Here is a 16556-nt window from a genome sequence, read left to right on the forward strand (position 1 = left end):
AGTACCGTGAGGGAATGGTGAAAAGTACCCCGGGGGGGGAGTGAAATAGTACCTGAAACCGTGTGCCTACAAGCCGTGGGAGCGTCGGACATCAGCTTGCTGGTGTCTCGTGACTGCGTGCCTTTTGAAGAATGAGCCTGCGAGTTTGCGGTGTGTTGCGAGGTTAACCCGTGTGGGGTAGCCGTAGCGAAAGCGAGTCCGAATAGGGCGTTGGAGTAGCACGCTCAAGACCCGAAGCGGAGTGATCTAGCCATGGGCAGGTTGAAGCGGAGGTAAGACTTCGTGGAGGACCGAACCCACCAGGGTTGAAAACCTGGGGGATGACCTGTGGTTAGGGGTGAAAGGCCAATCAAACTCCGTGATAGCTGGTTCTCCCCGAAATGCATTTAGGTGCAGCGTCGTGTGTTTCTTGCCGGAGGTAGAGCACTGGATAGGCGATGGGCCCTACCGGGTTACTGACCTTAGCCAAACTCCGAATGCCGGTAAGTGAGAGCGCGGCAGTGAGACTGTGGGGGATAAGCTCCATGGTCGAGAGGGAAACAGCCCAGAGCATCGACTAAGGCCCCTAAGCGTACGCTAAGTGGGAAAGGATGTGGAGTCGCACAGACAACCAGGAGGTTGGCTTAGAAGCAGCCACCCTTGAAAGAGTGCGTAATAGCTCACTGGTCTAGTGATTCCGCGCCGACAATGTAGCGGGGCTCAAGCGTACCGCCGAAGTCGTGTCATTGCAGCATGTACTCCCAACGGAGGCTGTGATGGGTAGGGGAGCGTCGTCTGCCGGGTGAAGCAGCGCCGGAAGGTAGTTGTGGACGGTTGACGAGTGAGAATGCAGGCATGAGTAGCGATTCACACGTGAGAAACGTGTGCGCCGATTGACTAAGGGTTCCTGGGTCAAGCTGATCTGCCCAGGGTAAGTCGGGACCTAAGGCGAGGCCGACAGGCGTAGTCGATGGATAACCGGTTGATATTCCGGTACCCGCTGTGAAGCGTCAAACATCGAATCCAGTGATGCTAAGCCCGTGAAGCCGCCTGCCACCGTCTTTGACGTTGGTGGGAGTGGTGGAGCCGGTGACCCGAGCTGGTAGTAGGTGAGTGATGGGGTGACGCAGGAAGGTAGTCCATCCCGGGCGGTGGTTGTCCCGGGGTAAGGGTGTAGGCCGCAAGGTAGGCAAATCCGCCTTGCATACGGCTGAGACCTGATGCCGAGCCGATTGTGGTGAAGTGGATGATCCTATGCTGTCGAGAAAAGCCTCTAGCGAGTTTCATGGCGGCCCGTACCCTAAACCGACTCAGGTGGTCAGGTAGAGAATACCGAGGCGTTCGGGTGAACTATGGTTAAGGAATTCGGCAAAATGCCCCCGTAACTTCGGGAGAAGGGGGGCCACGTCTGGTGAGGGAACTTGCTTCCTGAGCTGGGGGTGGCCGCAGAGACCAGCGAGAAGCGACTGTTTACTAAAAACACAGGTCCGTGCGAAGCCGTAAGGCGATGTATACGGACTGACGCCTGCCCGGTGCTGGAACGTTAAGGGGACCGGTTAGCTCACTTTCGGGTGGGCGAAGCTGAGAACTTAAGCGCCAGTAAACGGCGGTGGTAACTATAACCATCCTAAGGTAGCGAAATTCCTTGTCGGGTAAGTTCCGACCTGCACGAATGGCGTAACGACTTCTCGACTGTCTCAACCATAGGCCCGGTGAAATTGCACTACGAGTAAAGATGCTCGTTTCGCGCAGCAGGACGGAAAGACCCCGGGACCTTTACTACAGTTTGATATTGGTGTTCGGTTCGGCTTGTGTAGGATAGCTGGGAGACTGTGAAGCCTGGACGCCAGTTCGGGTGGAGTCGTCGTTGAAATACCAGTCTGGTCGTGCTGGATGTCTAACCCGGGTCCGTGATCCGGATCGGGGACAGTGTCTGATGGGTAGTTTAACTGGGGCGGTTGCCTCCTAAAGGGTAACGGAGGCGCCCAAAGGTTCCCTCAGCCTGGTTGGCAATCAGGTGTTGAGTGTAAGTGCACAAGGGAGCTTGACTGTGAGACCGACGGGTCGAGCAGGGACGAAAGTCGGGACTAGTGATCCGGCGGTGGCTTGTGGAAGCGCCGTCGCTCAACGGATAAAAGGTACCCCGGGGATAACAGGCTGATCTTCCCCAAGAGTCCATATCGACGGGATGGTTTGGCACCTCGATGTCGGCTCGTCGCATCCTGGGGCTGGAGTCGGTCCCAAGGGTTGGGCTGTTCGCCCATTAAAGCGGTACGCGAGCTGGGTTTAGAACGTCGTGAGACAGTTCGGTCCCTATCCGCTGTGCGCGTAGGAGTCTTGAGAAGGGCTGTCCCTAGTACGAGAGGACCGGGACGGACGAACCTCTGGTGTGCCAGTTGTTCTGCCAAGGGCATGGCTGGTTGGCTACGTTCGGGAGGGATAACCGCTGAAAGCATCTAAGCGGGAAGCCTGCTTCGAGATGAGGACTCCCACCCACTTGATGGGGTAAGGCTCCCAGTAGACGACTGGGTTGATAGGCCAGGTCTGGAAGCCCGGTAACGGGTGGAGGTGACTGGTACTAATAGGCCGAGGGCTTGTCCTCAGTTGCTCGCGTCCACTGTGTTGGTTCTGAAACCACGAACAACCCCGCCGTGATTGTCACGGCGGCCGGGTTGTCAGTTTCATAGTGTTTCGGTGGTCATAGCGTGAGGGAAACGCCCGGTTACATTCCGAACCCGGAAGCTAAGCCTTACAGCGCCGATGGTACTGCAGGGGGGACCCTGTGGGAGAGTAGGACACCGCCGAACAATTCTTGAGAAAACCCCCGTGCTATTCGGCACGGGGGTTTTCTGCGTTTAGGGTCGAGTCATGCGCTATGACCTCGTCATCTTCGACAACGACGGCGTCCTCGTCGACAGTGAGCCCATCTCCAACCGGCACCTGGCCGCCTACCTCACCGAGTTGGGGCACCCGACGACCTACGAGGACTCCATCCGGGACTACATGGGCTCGGCCATGCACCGCATCCACGACCTCGTCCTGGAACGGACCGGAGAGCGGCTGCCGGACGACTTCGACGACGTCTTCCACACACGCGTCTTCGCCGCGTTCGAGCGGGAGTTGCAGCCGGTCGCCGGCGTCGAGAACGTGCTGGAGAAGCTGACGGCCGATGGAGTGCCGTTCTGTGTGGCGTCCTCCGGCAGCCATGACCGGATCCGGGTAGGGCACCGGACGACCGGGCTCGACCGGTGGTTCGATGCCGGTCGCGTCTTCAGCTCGCAGGACGTGGGGCGGGGCAAACCGGCGCCCGACCTGTTCCTGTACGCGGCCGAGCGGATGGGCGTCGCGCCGCAGAGATGTGTGGTCGTCGAGGACAGCCCGCTCGGTGTGCAAGCCGCTGTGGCCGCCGGCATGGACGTGTACGGGTTCACCGCCATGACGCCCGCCGACCGCCTCGCCGGTGCCACCCAACTCTTCGCAATGATGGGTGAGTTGGCTGACCTGCTCGTATGACCCGCACCAGGGTCCGGGCACTGACATTTGTCATGCCGAGCTCCGGACGATCGTTTCTACTGGCGGACCCCTCACGGCGGCGAAGCTGAGGGCATGACGACGAACACGGTCTCCGAGAGCCAGAGCCAGAGCCAGAGCAAGAAGCAGAACTTCGCGCCGCTCATCATGGACGTGGCGGTGCCCGTCGGGTCGTACTACCTCTTCAAGGACGCCCTCGGTATGAGCACCTTCGCGGCGCTCGCCTGGAGCAGCGTCCCGCCCGCCGTGCGCACCGTCCTCGGCGTGGTGAAGGAGCGCAAGGTCAACGCCCTCGCCGTCCTCATCCTCGTGGTGAACGTCGTCGGGCTGCTGCTCAGCTTCGTCTCGGGTGACCCGCGGCTGATGCTCGCCAAGGACAGCGGCGTGAGCAGCACGATCGGGATCGGGATCCTGGTCTCCGTGGCGCTGGGCAAGCCGATGATGACCGCCGGGATGAAGCCCTGGCTGGTGAAGGGCGACGCGGCCAGGGAGGCGGCCTGGGCGCGGCTGCAGAGTGGGTCCGCGGCCTTCCGGCGGGCCGAGCGGGTCTTCTCGGTGGTGTGGGGTGTGGTGCTCCTCGGTGAGTGCGTCGTGCGGGTGGTGGGCGCCTACACCCTGCCCGTGGACACGATGGTCTGGCTCGGCTCGGTCGTCCTCGCCGTCGCGATGGTGCTCGGGTTCCTCGTCAGCGGTGCCCTGGCCGCGGGCCCCATGGCGCACATGCTGGCCGCCGAAACGAACGCCGACGCGGACCTCGGTGCCGCCCCTGTCGCCGCCCCCGCGCCCGCCTTCGCCGAGTAACCCGCCGGGTAAAGCTGAACAAAAATCATCTTCAGCTGGATCTACCCTCGGGTAGACGGGGGCCCTACGCTCGCCGCCATGACAGATGTGCTGCGGCGCGGTAGGGCCTCGCTGGCGTTCAGCTTCTTCGCTCAAGGCGCCACCTTCGCCCTGCTGGTGACGCGGATTCCGGCCATCCAGGACCGGTACGGCGTATCCGACGCGCTTCTTCCCGTCTTCCTCGCCGCGGTGCCCGTTCTCGCCGGTGTGGGCAGTGTGACGACGGAGCAGCTGGTGAAGCGCGTACGGCCCAGTCGGCTGCTGCGCTGGTCGCAGCCCGTGGTCCTGCTCGCCCTCCTCGGTGTGGGGGCCGGCGGGCACATGGCCGAGCTGGCGGTGGCGCTGGCCGCGTTCGGGCTGACCGTCGGCGCGCTGGACGCCTCCATGAACATGCTCGGGGTGAGCCTCCAGCGGACGTATGGGCGCAGCATCATGCTGGGGTTCCACGCCGCGTACAGCCTCGGCGGGATCGTCGGTGCCTCGCTCGCCTGGGTGGGCGCGCACTGGCATCTGGCGCTGTGGGTGTCGTATCTGCCGGTCGTCGCGGTGCTGCTGCCGGCCGCTCTCGTCGGCAGTCGGTGGTACGTCGACGGGGGCTCGGCCCCGGTTCCGGAGGCCGGGGATGCCGTGGAGGGCCCGGGGGGCCGGGAGACGGAGGCCGGGACCGTCGTCTTCCGGTTGCTGCTGCCGCTCTGCCTGGTGATGACCTTCGCCTACATCGGGGACTCCACCGTCTCCAACTGGAGTGCGAAGTATCTCCAGGACACGCTCGGCAGCTCGGAGCAGCTGGCGACCGTTCCGTACAACGTCTACATGATCACCACGCTGCTCGGGCGGTCCATCGGCGACTTCGGGGTGCGGCGGTTCGGGGCCGTGGCGGTGGTACGGCTCGGGGCGCTGGTGGCGGCGCTCGGGTTCGCCGTGGTGGCGGGTGCGCCTGGGGCGTGGGTCGGGATGCTCGGGTTCACCCTGCTGGGGCTGGGGCTGTGCGTGCTGGTGCCGCAGACGTTCGCGGCCGCCGGGCGGCTGTTCCCGGGGGCTTCGGACACGGCGATCGCGCGGCTGAACATCTTCAACTACGTGGGCTTTCTGATCGGCTCGCCCTTGGTGGGTGCGCTCGGGGACGCCTGGAACTACCGGGGCGCCATGCTCGTACCGATGGCGTTGGTCCTGGTGACACTGGTGTACGCCCGTTCGTTCAAGCCCGGACAAGACCGATACGGTGGCGGACATGAGCGGCCGCGCACAGCTGATGTGGGACGAGGCAGTAACGGGCTATGACTTCGGCCCGGACCATCCGATGGATCCGGTCCGGCTCGCGCTGACCCGGAGACTGGTCGACGCCTTCGGGCTCGACCGGGACGTCGACGTGGTCGCGGCGAAGCCCGCGGGCGAGTCGACGCTGCGGCTGGTGCACCGGGAGGACTACGTGGAGGCGGTGAAGGCCGCGTCAGCGGACCCGGGGGCGGCCGACGGGTCGTACGGGATCGGGACCCTCGACGACCCCGCGTTCGCCGGGATGCACGAGGTGTCCGCGCTGATCGCGGGGCAGTCGGTCGGGGCGGCGGAGGCGGTGTGGCGCGGGGACGCGCTGCACGCGGTGAACTTCGCGGGCGGGCTGCACCATGCGATGCCGGGCAGCGCGTCGGGGTTCTGCATCTACAACGACGCCGCGCTCGCCATCGCCCGGCTGCTGGAGCTGGGGGCGGAGCGGGTGGCGTACATCGATGTGGACGTGCACCACGGGGACGGGGTGCAGGCGGCGTTCTGGGACGATCCGCGGGTGCTGACGGTGTCGCTGCACGAGCATCCGCGGACGCTGTTCCCGCAGACCGGATGGCCGGAGGAGACGGGTGGGCCGAACGCGGAGGGCAGCGCGGTGAACGTGGCGCTGCCGGCGGGGACGGGCGATGCGGGGTGGGTGCGGGCCTTCCATGCCGTGGTGCCGGAGCTGATCGCGGACTTCCGGCCGCAGGTGCTGGTGACGCAGCACGGGGCCGACACCCACTTCGAGGATCCGCTCGCGCATCTCGCGGTGTCGCTGGACGCGCAGCGGGCGGTGCAGGTCGCGTGTCACGACCTGGCGCACGAGTACGCGGGCGGGCGGTGGGTCGCGCTGGGTGGGGGCGGCTATGCGGTGGTGGAGGTCGTGCCGCGCTCCTGGACGCATCTCGTTGCCATCGCGGCGGGGCGGCCGATCGAGCCGGAGACGGTGATTCCGGAGGGGTGGCGGCAGGAAGTCTTCGCGCGGTCGCGGCAGTTGGCGCCGGCGCGGATGACGGATGGGCGGTGGCCGGTGGCGTTCTCGGGGTGGGAGTCCGGGTACGATCCGGCCGATCGGCTGGACCAGGCGGTGCTGGCGGCGCGGAAGGCGACGTATCCGCTGCGCGGGCTGCTGCCGTAGCCTCCGGGCGCGCCCGGGTTGGGTTCGCCCCCGCCGCCCCTACCCGTCCCACCTCCAGGGGCTCCGCCCCTTCAACCCCACCAGGGGCTCCGCCCCTGGAACCCGGACGGGGACTGCGTCCCCTGCACCCCGCTTGGGCTTCGCCCTAGACCCCGGGCGGGGATTACGTTCCCTGCATGCCGTCAGGGGCTCCGCTCCTGCAACCCTGGCGTGACCGTCCCTACACGCCGTCAGGAGGCCTGCCCCTGAATCTCCAGCGGGGCTGCGTCCCCCTGCTCCCCCGCGGGGCTCCGTTCCGGGACTCCGCTTGGGCTTCGCCCCTGAAACCCCGGCGGGGACTGTGGTTTCCCTGCATCCCTCGCGGGGGCTTCGCCCCGGGATCCCGCTGGGGCTTCGCCCCTACCCCGTTTGGGGCCCAGCCCTCTCTACCCCTCGCGGGGCTTCGCCCCCGCACCCCGCCTGGGCTTCGCCCTGGGGCCTAGCCTGGGGTTGGCCCCAGGCCCCGTTCGGGGACCAGACCTCTGCACCCCTCGCGGGGCTTCGCCCCCGCACCCCGCTGGGGCTTCGCCCCAGATCCCCTTCGGGGCCGTGCCCCTGCACCCCTCGCGGGGCTTCGCCCCCGCACCCCGCTGGGGCTTCGCCCCAGATCCCCTTCGGGGCCGCGCCCCTGCACCCCGCCGGGGCTTCGCCCCCGCACCCCGCCGGGGCTTCGCCCCCGCACCCTGCCGGGCCTCGCCCCAGGCCCCATTCGGGGGCCAGCCCCCGGATCCCTGCTCCTCGAACGCCGGAGGGGCTGAGAGTTCAGCCCCTCCGGCGTTCGACGGCGAGGTCGAAGGCCGACAGTGGGGCTGGGGACGCAGTCCTCAGGTGGGGGGCTGTTACGCCGACTGTGGGGTGTTGTCTGCGTTCTGGACGTGCGGGGGAGGTGATTGGGACAGCATCGCTGGCGTGTTGAGCACCGGCGCACTGCGTGCGCATCTGCTGGCTGCCCGGCTGGCCGGGACCGTGGCCACGTCCCGGGAGGAGAGCCTGCGCAGCTATCGGCTCTTCGCTGCCCGCGACCCCCGCGCACTGATCGGACTCGATCCCGAATGGACATGGAGTTCTGAGGATTTGATCGAGTTGATGGCGGACAAGTGCGGAGTTTCGGCCGATCCACGGTATGTGTCCGGCCATGATGTGATCGATCCCGAACGCACGCTGGAGGGGCTCGAGGCGTTCGCCGAGCGCCTCGCCAGGGCCGCGCGCCACCGCGAGGCGGTGCTGCTGGGCACCGGGCACCCGCACCGGCTGCTCGGGTTCTACGCCGCGCTCGCGGACGCCCTGTCGGCGGCGGGATGTGCCGTCCTCACCCCGGCGCAGGGTCGCTGTGTCGACATAACGACCCGGTTCGGCCTACGCACGTACAACCTTGATTACGTACGAGGAGTCGCCCTCGTACGGGAACCAGGTTCCGGAAGAGCCGGTTGTGAGCCCGGCGCACACACGCACTCGCCGCTCCCGCTTCGCACCGCGCTGGCCGCCGCGGCGGAAGCCGGCGGCCCGTTGCCGGAACTGGTCATCGGGGACCACGGCTGGGTCTGCGGAGCAGGTCAGCTGGGGTTCGACGCGATCGGCCTCGCCGATACGGACGATCCGGCGCTCTTCGTCGGCGAGGCGGAGGGACGGGTTTCCGTCGTCGTTCCACTTGATGACGCTGTGCGGTCTGATTACTACCGACCGCTTACTCGCTATGTACTCAATCGAGCGTGTCTGTCACAGTAGGCCTCGGATGCCATCCCCTCTTCCCCACTTGCATCATCCGCACCTACATTGGGGAGTGAGCACGCAGCGACGAAGAGTCACCGGAAGGGGAAGCCGGTGGCCGTCGAGTGCGGAAGGTGCAGGTGTGTCATGGCTGCAGCTGGCGAGAGGCCTCTGAACGAGGTTCAGTTCCTGACCGTGGCGGAAGTCGCCTCGGTGATGCGAGTGTCGAAGATGACCGTGTACCGGCTGGTGCACAGCGGTCATCTGCCGGCGATCCGGGTGGGGAGGTCCTTCCGGGTCCCGGAGCAAGCGGTTCACGAGTACCTCCGCGACAGCTATGTGGGGGTGGAGACGGTCTGACGGCGGCCCGCCGGAGGCCGTTGCGGACTCCGGCGGGACCTCGATTACAACCTCAGCGCTCGGGCCGGGTAGGCTAGCCCCTCGTAGGTCGTGTGGGCCCATGGCGCCCAGCACCGAGTGATGAGAAGTGAGCGAGGGTAGTCGTGGGCTCTGTTATCAAGAAGCGGCGCAAGCGGATGGCCAAGAAGAAGCACCGCAAGCTGCTCAAGCGCACTCGCGTTCAGCGTCGCAACAAGAAGTAAGGTGCGGCCCCGTCCAGGGGCGTCCCTCGCTTCTGTGCGTGAGCGCGCGCAACACCCCCCACCACTGGTGGGGGGTGTTTGTCGTTTTCCGGGTGGGTGCGTTTCCGGATGTGCGTCTGTTCTGCGTGCGTTCCGGCGGTGCGTACGCCTGTGACGCGAATGGCTTGGTCCGGTCGTACGTACGGGTGGGTCGTCACTTCGTGCATCGGGCGGTCATCACAGCGCAACATCGACCCGCTAAGTTGGCCGCATACGGGGAACGCGGCAGGCTGGCGGACAGAGCTACGTCCACTACTGGACGCGACGGGAAGAGAGGCGCTGATCTTGGGCAAGGTCGTGCTCGTGACCGGAGTGGCCCGCCGGCTCGGCGGCCGGTTCGTACGACGGATCCAGCGTGACCCGGAGGTCGACCGCGTCATCGCGGTGGACGCGGTACCGCCCGAGCACCATCTGGGCGGCGCGGAGTTCATCCGGGCCGACATCCGCCAGCCCACCATCGCCCGGGTGCTCGCCGAGCACTCCGTGGACACGGTGGTCCACATGGACGTGACCGGCACCGCGCTGGGCAGCGGCAGCCGGGCCACGGTCAAGGAGACCAACGTCATCGGCACCATGCAGCTGCTGGGCGCCTGCCAGAAGTCCCCGAGCGTCAAACGGCTGGTCGTGAAGTCCAGTACGAACGTGTACGGGTCCGCGCCCCGCGACCCGGCCGTGTTCACCGAGACGACCCCGCCCAAGTCGCTGCCGAGCGGCGGCTTCGCCAAGGACGCCGTCGAGGTCGAGGGGTACGTGCGGGGCTTCGCGCGGCGCCGGCCCGACGTCGCCGTGTGCGTGCTGCGGTTCGCCAACATCCTCGGACCGCACGCCGACACGCCTCTCGCGTCGTACTTCTCGCTGCCGGTCCTGCCCACCGTGTTCGGTTACGACCCGCGGCTGCAGTTCGCGCACGAGGACGACGTGATCGAGGTGCTGCGCATCGGCGCGCACGAGCCGCGGCGCGGCACTCTCAACAGCGGCACGTTCAACATCGCCGGCGACGGTGTGCTGCTGCTGTCGCAGTGTGCGCGGCGCCTGGGCCGGCCCACCGTGCCGCTGCTGCTGCCGGCCGTCACGTGGGTCGGGTCCGCGATGCGCACGCTGAGCATGACGGACTTCTCGCCCGAGCAGATCCGGCTGCTCACCCACGGCCGGGTCGTGGCCACGGACCAGATGCGCGAGACGCTCGGCTACGAGCCGAAGTACACGACCGCGGAGACCTTCGCGGACTTCGCGCGCAGTCGCGGGCCCGGACTGCTGCCGCCGGAGGCCCTCGCGGGGGCCGTCGACCGGATCGCCGCACTGCCCGTCCTGGGCGGTGGCCACCCCCCGACGCCAACCGCCCACTGAGGAGCGCATCAACGATGGCGGACGCCAAGGTCATTCCGTTCGACGACGACCGGTCCCGGGGGGCTGCCGTGCAGCGGCCGTCGCGGCGCCGGAGCGCCGGGAACAGCCGGTTGAAGGGGGAGCCCGCGGTGGTCCGCGAGGTCCAGCCCCTGCACGGCGAGGCCCTCCCGCAGGATGATGTTCCCGTGACACGCGAGGAAAGGCCGCCGGCCCGCTCCCGGGAAGGGGGCCTGGAGCGGCGTATCGCCGGAGGGCTGGCCTTTCTGCGCCGACGCCTGACGGGCGACTACGAGGTCGACGACTTCGGCTACGACGAGGAGCTGACCGACCAGGTCCTGATGTCGCTGCTGCGGCCGGTGTACGAGAAGTACTTCCGGGTCGAGGTGAAGGGCATCGAGAACATCCCGGACAAGGGCGGGGCGCTGATCGTCGCCAACCACTCCGGGACGCTGCCGCTGGACGGCCTGATGATGCAGGTCGCCGTGCACGACAACCACCCGGCCGGGCGCCATCTGCGGCTGCTCGCGGCCGACTTGGTGTTCGTGCTGCCGGTGGTGAACGAACTGGCCCGCAAGGCCGGCCACACCCTGGCGTGCGCGGAGGACGCGGAACGGCTCCTCGATCGCGGTGAGGTCGTCGGGGTGATGCCGGAGGGCTTCAAGGGGATCGGGAAGCCGTTCAGCGAGCGGTACAAGTTGCAGCGGTTCGGGCGTGGCGGCTTCGTCTCCACGGCGCTGCGGGCCGGGGCGCCGATCATTCCGTGCTCGATCGTCGGCGCGGAGGAGATCTACCCGATGATCGGCAACGCGAAGACGCTGGCTCGGCTGCTGGGGTTCCCGTACTTCCCGCTCACCCCGACGTTTCCCTGGCTGGGGCCGTTGGGGGCGATTCCGCTGCCGACGAAGTGGACGATTCAGTTCGGGGAGCCGATCGAGACGGACGGGTATCCGCCGGAGGCCGCGGAGGATCCGATGCTGATGTTCAACCTGACGGATCAGGTGCGGGAGCAGATTCAGCACACCTTGTACAAGCTGCTGGTGCAGCGGAGGTCTGTGTTCTTCTGAGCGGTTCTCGGTTTGCGGTACGACGATGGGGGCGCCCCTTGGCGGAAGGGGCGCCCCCACTCGGTTTCCCGGTTCCCTACCTGTTCTCCTCGCCGTCGATGCCCAAGCCCGGTAGCAGGCCCGGAAGCAACGGCGGGAGCGTGACGTTCGGCCCCGAGGACGGGGTCTTGCTCGTCGAGGGGGAACTGCTTGCGCTGTCCTTCGGGGGGTCCAGGAGACCGCCCGTGTTGCCGCCGAGCAGGCCGTCGCCGGTGCTGTTCGAGCTGGACGGCTGGGGGTTGCCGCTGCTGCTGTGGGTGCCGGGGGCGGAGCCGCCGCTGGTGCTGGGGGCCGGGGCGTCGGAGCCGGCGGAACCCGTGGAGCCCGGGGCGGAGCTGCGGTGCCGGCCGGGGCCGCCCTGGGACGGGGGCTGCGGCAGCAGCGACTGCAGCGGTGCGACATCCCGGTCTATGGCGTCGAAGACCGACGACACCTCCTGACTGACGTCCCCGAGCTGGGCGGGCAGCCGCTCGCGCAGGGCACCCCAGGCCTCGCGGTGGGACTCGGAGAAGGCGGAGAGGGTCTGGATGGGCGCCAGTGAGCCGTCCCGCTCGTACGCCTCGTGCAGCAGGCGGTGGCCTTCGGCCGCGTCGTGCCGCATGCCGGACAGGGTGCGGCGGACCTCGGTGAGGGACTCGTGGTCGAGGTCGCCGGCGCGGCCGCGCTCCATCAGCCGTCGGGCCTCGCTCAGCCGGGTCGACGCCTGGTCGAGGTAGAGCTGCCCGCGGTCGTTGTCCCCGTCGGCCATGTCGAGTTTGACGTCCTCGATGCCGCGTTTGAGGCCGTAGAGGGAGTCGCCGGGCAGGGCGTCGGAACTCGCGGCGGCAACTCCACCGAAGGAGGCCGCGGCCACGCCGACGCTGAGTCCGCCCGCGGCGAGACCCTTGGTGAGCCGTGTCCGCGGCCGCAACTTCCCCAGCGTGGTTGCACGATGGGCGCCCCGCCCGTGTCGTTGCTCCGGCACCGAAGGGCTCGCCGCCTCGCCCGCCGGGGCCGTGCCGTCCCGGAACATGGCCTCCATCGCGGCCACAAGCCGCGCGCGCTGGACGACCTTGACCTCCGGGTCGAGCGTCGGCCTGGGCAGTTCGCCGAGACGGGTCGCGAGGCCCAACAGGCGGGTCTCATCGGTCCGTTCCGCAGCAGCCGGGGCCGGTCCTTCGGGCTGCTCGGCCGCCGCGCCCCGGTCGTCGGACTGCTCCTCCAGGGCCTGGGCGAAGGCGTTCGCCCGCCGGTGTGCCGATACGTTCGCGATCACTGGCGGCACCTCCTCTCGTCATGACGGTCGACTCCCCAGGGGGTCCTGAGGGTTGCACGCGCTGACCGCATCCACACGATCGAGTGATCAAAGAGGGTCAGGGTGTGACCACAGGGAGCCTGTATCCCGCACAACGAGCGGCTCGGCACTTGGGTTACGGACGGCGGATGATCGGATCGCGAACACAACGGACTTGTACGGACGGTGAGTTGGCGGTCGCGCTGAGTGTTCGTCCGGTGGGTGGGCGAGGGCTGGCCGGGGGTCTCAGCGGGCGTCTTCGGGGAGGAGTCGGGCCAGAGTGCGGACGGCCCGGTACTGAAGGGTCTTGATCGCGCCCTCGTTCTTGCCCATCACGCGGGCGGTCTCGGCGACGGACAGGCCCTGGAGGAAGCGGAGCGTGACGCACTCCTGCTGCTGGGGGTTGAGTCGCCGCACGGCTTCGAGGAGGGCGGCGTTGGAGAGCGACTCCAGCACGGAGTCCTCCGGAGAGCGCTCGACCTCGTTGGCGTCGAGCATCTCGCCGGTCGTCACCTCCAGCCGGAAGCGGCTGGACTTGAAGTGGTCGGCGACGAGGTTGCGCGCGATGGTGACGAGCCAGGCGCCGAAGTCGCGACCCTGCCAGGTGAAGGTGCCGATGCGGCGCAGGGCGCGCAGAAAGGTCTCGCTGGTGAGGTCCTCGGCGGTGGCCCTGCCTCCGACGCGGTAGTAGATGTAGCGGTAGACGGTGTCGCTGTACTGGTCGTACAGGCGCCCGAAGGCGTCGGCCTCGCCGGCCTGGGCGCGCTCCACGAGGTCCATCATGCGGGCGCTGTCGCTGTCCGCGGCCGGGCGGCGTGCGGTGGCGGCGGCCGCGCCCGAGCGGCCGCGCCTGCCGACCGCGGCGCTGCCGTCCGCCAGTGCGTAGCACGGGCCGACGGGGGCGGCGGTGGCGAAGGCGGGGGCGGCGTACGCGGTGGGGACGAATCCGCGCAACAGCTCGTGGACCGTCGCGCGGAGCGTAGCCAGGCCCGAGGCGTCAACCCCGACGTGTGGGTACACGGGACTCCCAGTGGCAGAGCTTCCATCACGTGCAGTGCGGGACCGTTCACCCGTCGTAGCGACGGAGGGGTACCGGTTTGCGTCTGAGGAGAATAACGCTTAGTACAGGCAGCGCTACACCCAGTTGCTCAAATCATCGATTACGTCGCTTCTGTAACCGATTGACGCCTGCTCAAGTGCCGCATAGTGACCGTTTATTGATCGGTTGAGTTCGGCTTCCGTCTGAGTGCGGGGCGTGTTGTGGCCGGGTGTGGGGTGGGAGGAGTGCCGGGCCGGGGGCGGGGTAGAAACGCCCGAATGCACCCAGCCGCCACAAGTCGCCGCCGACCACGGCACTTTGCTCGCCCCCGCCGCCCCTACCCGTCCCCTCCCGGGGGCTGCCGCCCCCGGACCCCCACCAAGGCGGGCTCGAGACGGGCGCGGAACTGGGATGCGGGAACGCTCCGTGCACGGTGCGTACAGGGAGCCCGCGCTGGGTTGGAGGCGGGGGAGGGTCCGCTGGGAGCGCCGGAGGCTGGGCGGCTACGCCTGCGGCGGCGTACGAGCGGCGGAGGGACGCACGTCCGAGCCGTCTTGTGTTCGAGGGCCAGGCGGGTGACCGAATCGGGGCTGGGGGGCTCTTAGGCGGGGCCTGGGGGCGGCCCCCAGGTAGGGGCAGGGTGCGAAGCCTCCGGCTGGGGACCAGGGGAGCGGGGGAGCGGGGGACTGGGGACTGAGGGTCCTGGGCCCGGGGGTGCGGGGGTACGGGGGACTGAGGGTCCTGGGCCCGGGGGTGCGAGGGCTGGGCTCCGGGACATGCTCCCCGATGCGGCTAGGGCCTGAGGGTGACGCCTGCGATGCGGCCGGACCGAGGCTGCCGCCTGTAACGCGACCCCTCTCCGACGCTGACGCCTGCGATGCAGTTCCTGGCCGAGGCTGACGCAGCGACGCGACGTGGGCCAGGCTGACTCAGCGACGCGACGCGGGCTGGGGCTGACTCGGCGACGCGGCTCCGAACCGACGCTGACGCAGCGACGCGACGTGGGCCGAGGCCGACGCCTGCGATGCAACTCCTGGCCGAGGCTGACGCCTGCGACGCGGCTCCGAGCGGGGCTCACTCAGCGGCGCGACGTGGGCCGGGGCTGACTCGGCGACGCGGCATGGAGCCGGGGCTGACGCAGCGACGCGGGCTGGGGCTTGACTCAGCGGCGCGGCTCCGAACCGACGCTGACGCAGCGACGCGACGTGGGCCGAGGCCGACGCCTGCGATGCAACTCCTGGCCGAGGCTGACGCCTGCGACGCGGCTCCGAGCGAGGCTCACTCAGCGGCGCGACGTGGGCCGGGGCTGACTCAGCGACGCGGCATGGAGCCGGGGCTGACGCAGCGACGCGGGCTGGGGCTGACTCAGCGGCGCGGCTCCGGACCGACGCTGACGCAGCGACGCGACGTGGGCCGAGGCTGACGCCTGCGATGCAACTCCTGGCCGAGGCTGACGCCTGCGACGCGGCTCCGAGCGAGGCTGACTCAGCGGCGCGACGTGGGCCGGGGCTGACTCAGCGACGCGGCATGGAGCCGGGGCTGACGCAGCGACGTGGGCTGGGGCTGACTCAGGGACGCGACGTGGATCGAGGCTGACTCAGCGGCGCGACGTGGGCCGAGGCTGACGCAGTGGCGCGATGTGGGCCGGGTCGAGGCATCCCGGTCGGAAGGGGCGCGGAGTTCAGCGGCGTCGGCGGTGGAGGGCGATCGCGGCTGCCGTGCCTCCGGCCACCGCGCCCACACCGGCCGCTGCCGGCAGGCCGACCTTCGCGGCCTTGCGGGCCGTGCGGTAGTCGCGCAGGCGCCAGTCGCAGGCGCGGGCGTGTTTGCGGAGCTTGGCGTCCGGGTTGATCGCGTAGGGGTGGCCCACCAGCGACAGCATCGGGATGTCGTTGTGCGAGTCGCTGTAGGCCGCGCAGCGCGAGAGGTCCAGCCCCTCCGCCACCGCCAACGCGCGGACCGCCTCCGCCTTCGCCGGGCCGTGGAGGGGTTCGCCCACCAGGCGGCCGGTGTAGACGCCGTCGACGGACTCCGCCACCGTGCCCAGGGCGCCGGTGAGGCCCAGCCTGCGTGCGATCACCGTGGCGATCTCCACCGGAGCGGCCGTCACCAGCCACACCTTCTGCCCCGCGTCCAGGTGCGCCTGCGCCAGCGCCCGCGTGCCCGGCCAGATCCGCTCGGCCATGTACTCGTCGTAGATCTCCTCGCCGATCGACATCAGCTCGGAGACCCGGTGGCCCTTCACGATCGACAGCGCGGAGTCCCGCGCGTCCTGCATGTGCTCGGGATCCTCCACCCCGGCCAGCCGGAACCACGCCTGCTGCCAGGCGAACTTCGCCAGATCGCGGGTCTCGAAGAACTTCCGCTTGTACAGGCCCCGGCCGAAGTGGAACAGCGCGGCGCCCTGCATCACCGTGTTGTCCAGGTCGAAGAACGCCGCCGCCTTGTCGTCGCCGTGCACCGGGAACTGCTGTTCCTGGTCGGAGACCTCCTGCGAGGTCTTGCGCGCTGCCTCCGCCGAGGCCTCGCCTGCCAACACGCTCCGCGCCGTGGCGGAGCGCCTACGGGGAGTGAGCCATCCGAGAGCGGCCATGACGCGAGCATAGCCACTCTGTTCGGTGGTTCCGGACTCGAGAAGTTTGGAGGCTGTGAA

The 16556-nt window shown here is 68.5% G+C and carries 12 protein-coding genes and 2 rRNA genes (1 of these 14 cut by a window edge); 11 read left to right on the plus strand and 3 right to left on the minus strand.

Translation table 11 applies throughout. The annotated features are described in order from the left end of the window. From N8I84_RS22890 to N8I84_RS22940, 11 genes are all read left to right on the plus strand, one after another. A 23S ribosomal RNA gene (locus N8I84_RS22890) occupies positions 1 to 2581 on the plus strand (it extends 542 nt beyond the left edge of the window). An 88-nt stretch (positions 2582 to 2669) separates the two neighbouring features. Then, positions 2670 to 2786: ribosomal RNA gene (gene rrf / locus N8I84_RS22895) — 5S ribosomal RNA — on the plus strand. 61 nt (positions 2787 to 2847) lie between these two features. After that, on the plus strand, positions 2848 to 3492 hold the full coding sequence (locus tag N8I84_RS22900) for an HAD family hydrolase (RefSeq protein ID WP_263231262.1): 645 nt from the start codon (positions 2848 to 2850) through the stop codon (positions 3490 to 3492). A 93-nt stretch (positions 3493 to 3585) separates the two neighbouring features. Then, positions 3586 to 4311, plus strand: coding sequence for a VC0807 family protein (locus N8I84_RS22905; protein WP_263231263.1), 726 nt, complete (start codon positions 3586 to 3588; stop codon positions 4309 to 4311). A 78-nt stretch (positions 4312 to 4389) separates the two neighbouring features. Beyond that, positions 4390 to 5631, plus strand: a complete 1242-nt coding sequence (locus N8I84_RS22910) for an MFS transporter (protein ID WP_263231264.1) — start codon at positions 4390 to 4392, stop codon at positions 5629 to 5631. Continuing rightward, positions 5582 to 6754, plus strand: a complete 1173-nt coding sequence (locus N8I84_RS22915; protein ID WP_263231265.1) for an acetoin utilization protein AcuC — start codon at positions 5582 to 5584, stop codon at positions 6752 to 6754. Before N8I84_RS22910 ends, N8I84_RS22915 begins: the two co-directional genes overlap by 50 nt. 948 nt (positions 6755 to 7702) lie before the next feature. Continuing rightward, positions 7703 to 8518 (plus strand): phosphatase, encoded by an 816-nt coding sequence (locus tag N8I84_RS22920; RefSeq protein ID WP_263231266.1) that lies wholly within the window; start codon positions 7703 to 7705, stop codon positions 8516 to 8518. Between the two features lie 129 nt (positions 8519 to 8647). Further along, positions 8648 to 8860, plus strand: coding sequence for a helix-turn-helix domain-containing protein (locus N8I84_RS22925; RefSeq protein WP_158712621.1), 213 nt, complete (start codon positions 8648 to 8650; stop codon positions 8858 to 8860). A gap of 143 nt (positions 8861 to 9003) precedes the next feature. Then, a complete protein-coding gene (locus N8I84_RS22930; RefSeq protein ID WP_003948845.1) occupies positions 9004 to 9102 on the plus strand; it encodes a 30S ribosomal protein bS22 in 99 nt (32 codons plus the stop codon). Positions 9103 to 9426: 324 nt separating this feature from the next. Further along, complete coding sequence (locus N8I84_RS22935; protein ID WP_263231267.1) at positions 9427 to 10488, plus strand: NAD-dependent epimerase/dehydratase family protein; 1062 nt, start codon at positions 9427 to 9429, stop codon at positions 10486 to 10488. Between the two features lie 14 nt (positions 10489 to 10502). Further along, positions 10503 to 11552 (plus strand): lysophospholipid acyltransferase family protein, encoded by a 1050-nt coding sequence (locus tag N8I84_RS22940; RefSeq protein ID WP_263231268.1) that lies wholly within the window; start codon positions 10503 to 10505, stop codon positions 11550 to 11552. Between the two features lie 76 nt (positions 11553 to 11628). Here N8I84_RS22940 and N8I84_RS22945 read toward each other — a convergent pair whose 3' ends face one another. From N8I84_RS22945 to N8I84_RS22955, 3 genes are all read right to left on the minus strand, one after another. Next, the gene (locus N8I84_RS22945; protein WP_263231269.1) at positions 11629 to 12846 is read right to left on the minus strand and encodes a DUF5667 domain-containing protein; all 1218 of its coding nucleotides are present in this window, start codon (positions 12844 to 12846) and stop codon (positions 11629 to 11631) included. A 264-nt stretch (positions 12847 to 13110) separates the two neighbouring features. Further along, positions 13111 to 13884: an ECF subfamily RNA polymerase sigma factor, BldN family gene (locus tag N8I84_RS22950; protein WP_263231270.1), complete on the minus strand. Its 774-nt coding sequence runs from the start codon at positions 13882 to 13884 to the stop codon at positions 13111 to 13113. Positions 13885 to 15584: 1700 nt separating this feature from the next. Beyond that, positions 15585 to 16496 (minus strand): HAD family hydrolase, encoded by a 912-nt coding sequence (locus N8I84_RS22955; protein WP_263231271.1) that lies wholly within the window; start codon positions 16494 to 16496, stop codon positions 15585 to 15587. Between the last annotated feature and the right edge of the window lie 60 nt (positions 16497 to 16556).

The sequence above is a fragment of the Streptomyces cynarae genome (assembly GCF_025642135.1).
GTDB lineage: Bacteria > Actinomycetota > Actinomycetes > Streptomycetales > Streptomycetaceae > Streptomyces > Streptomyces cynarae.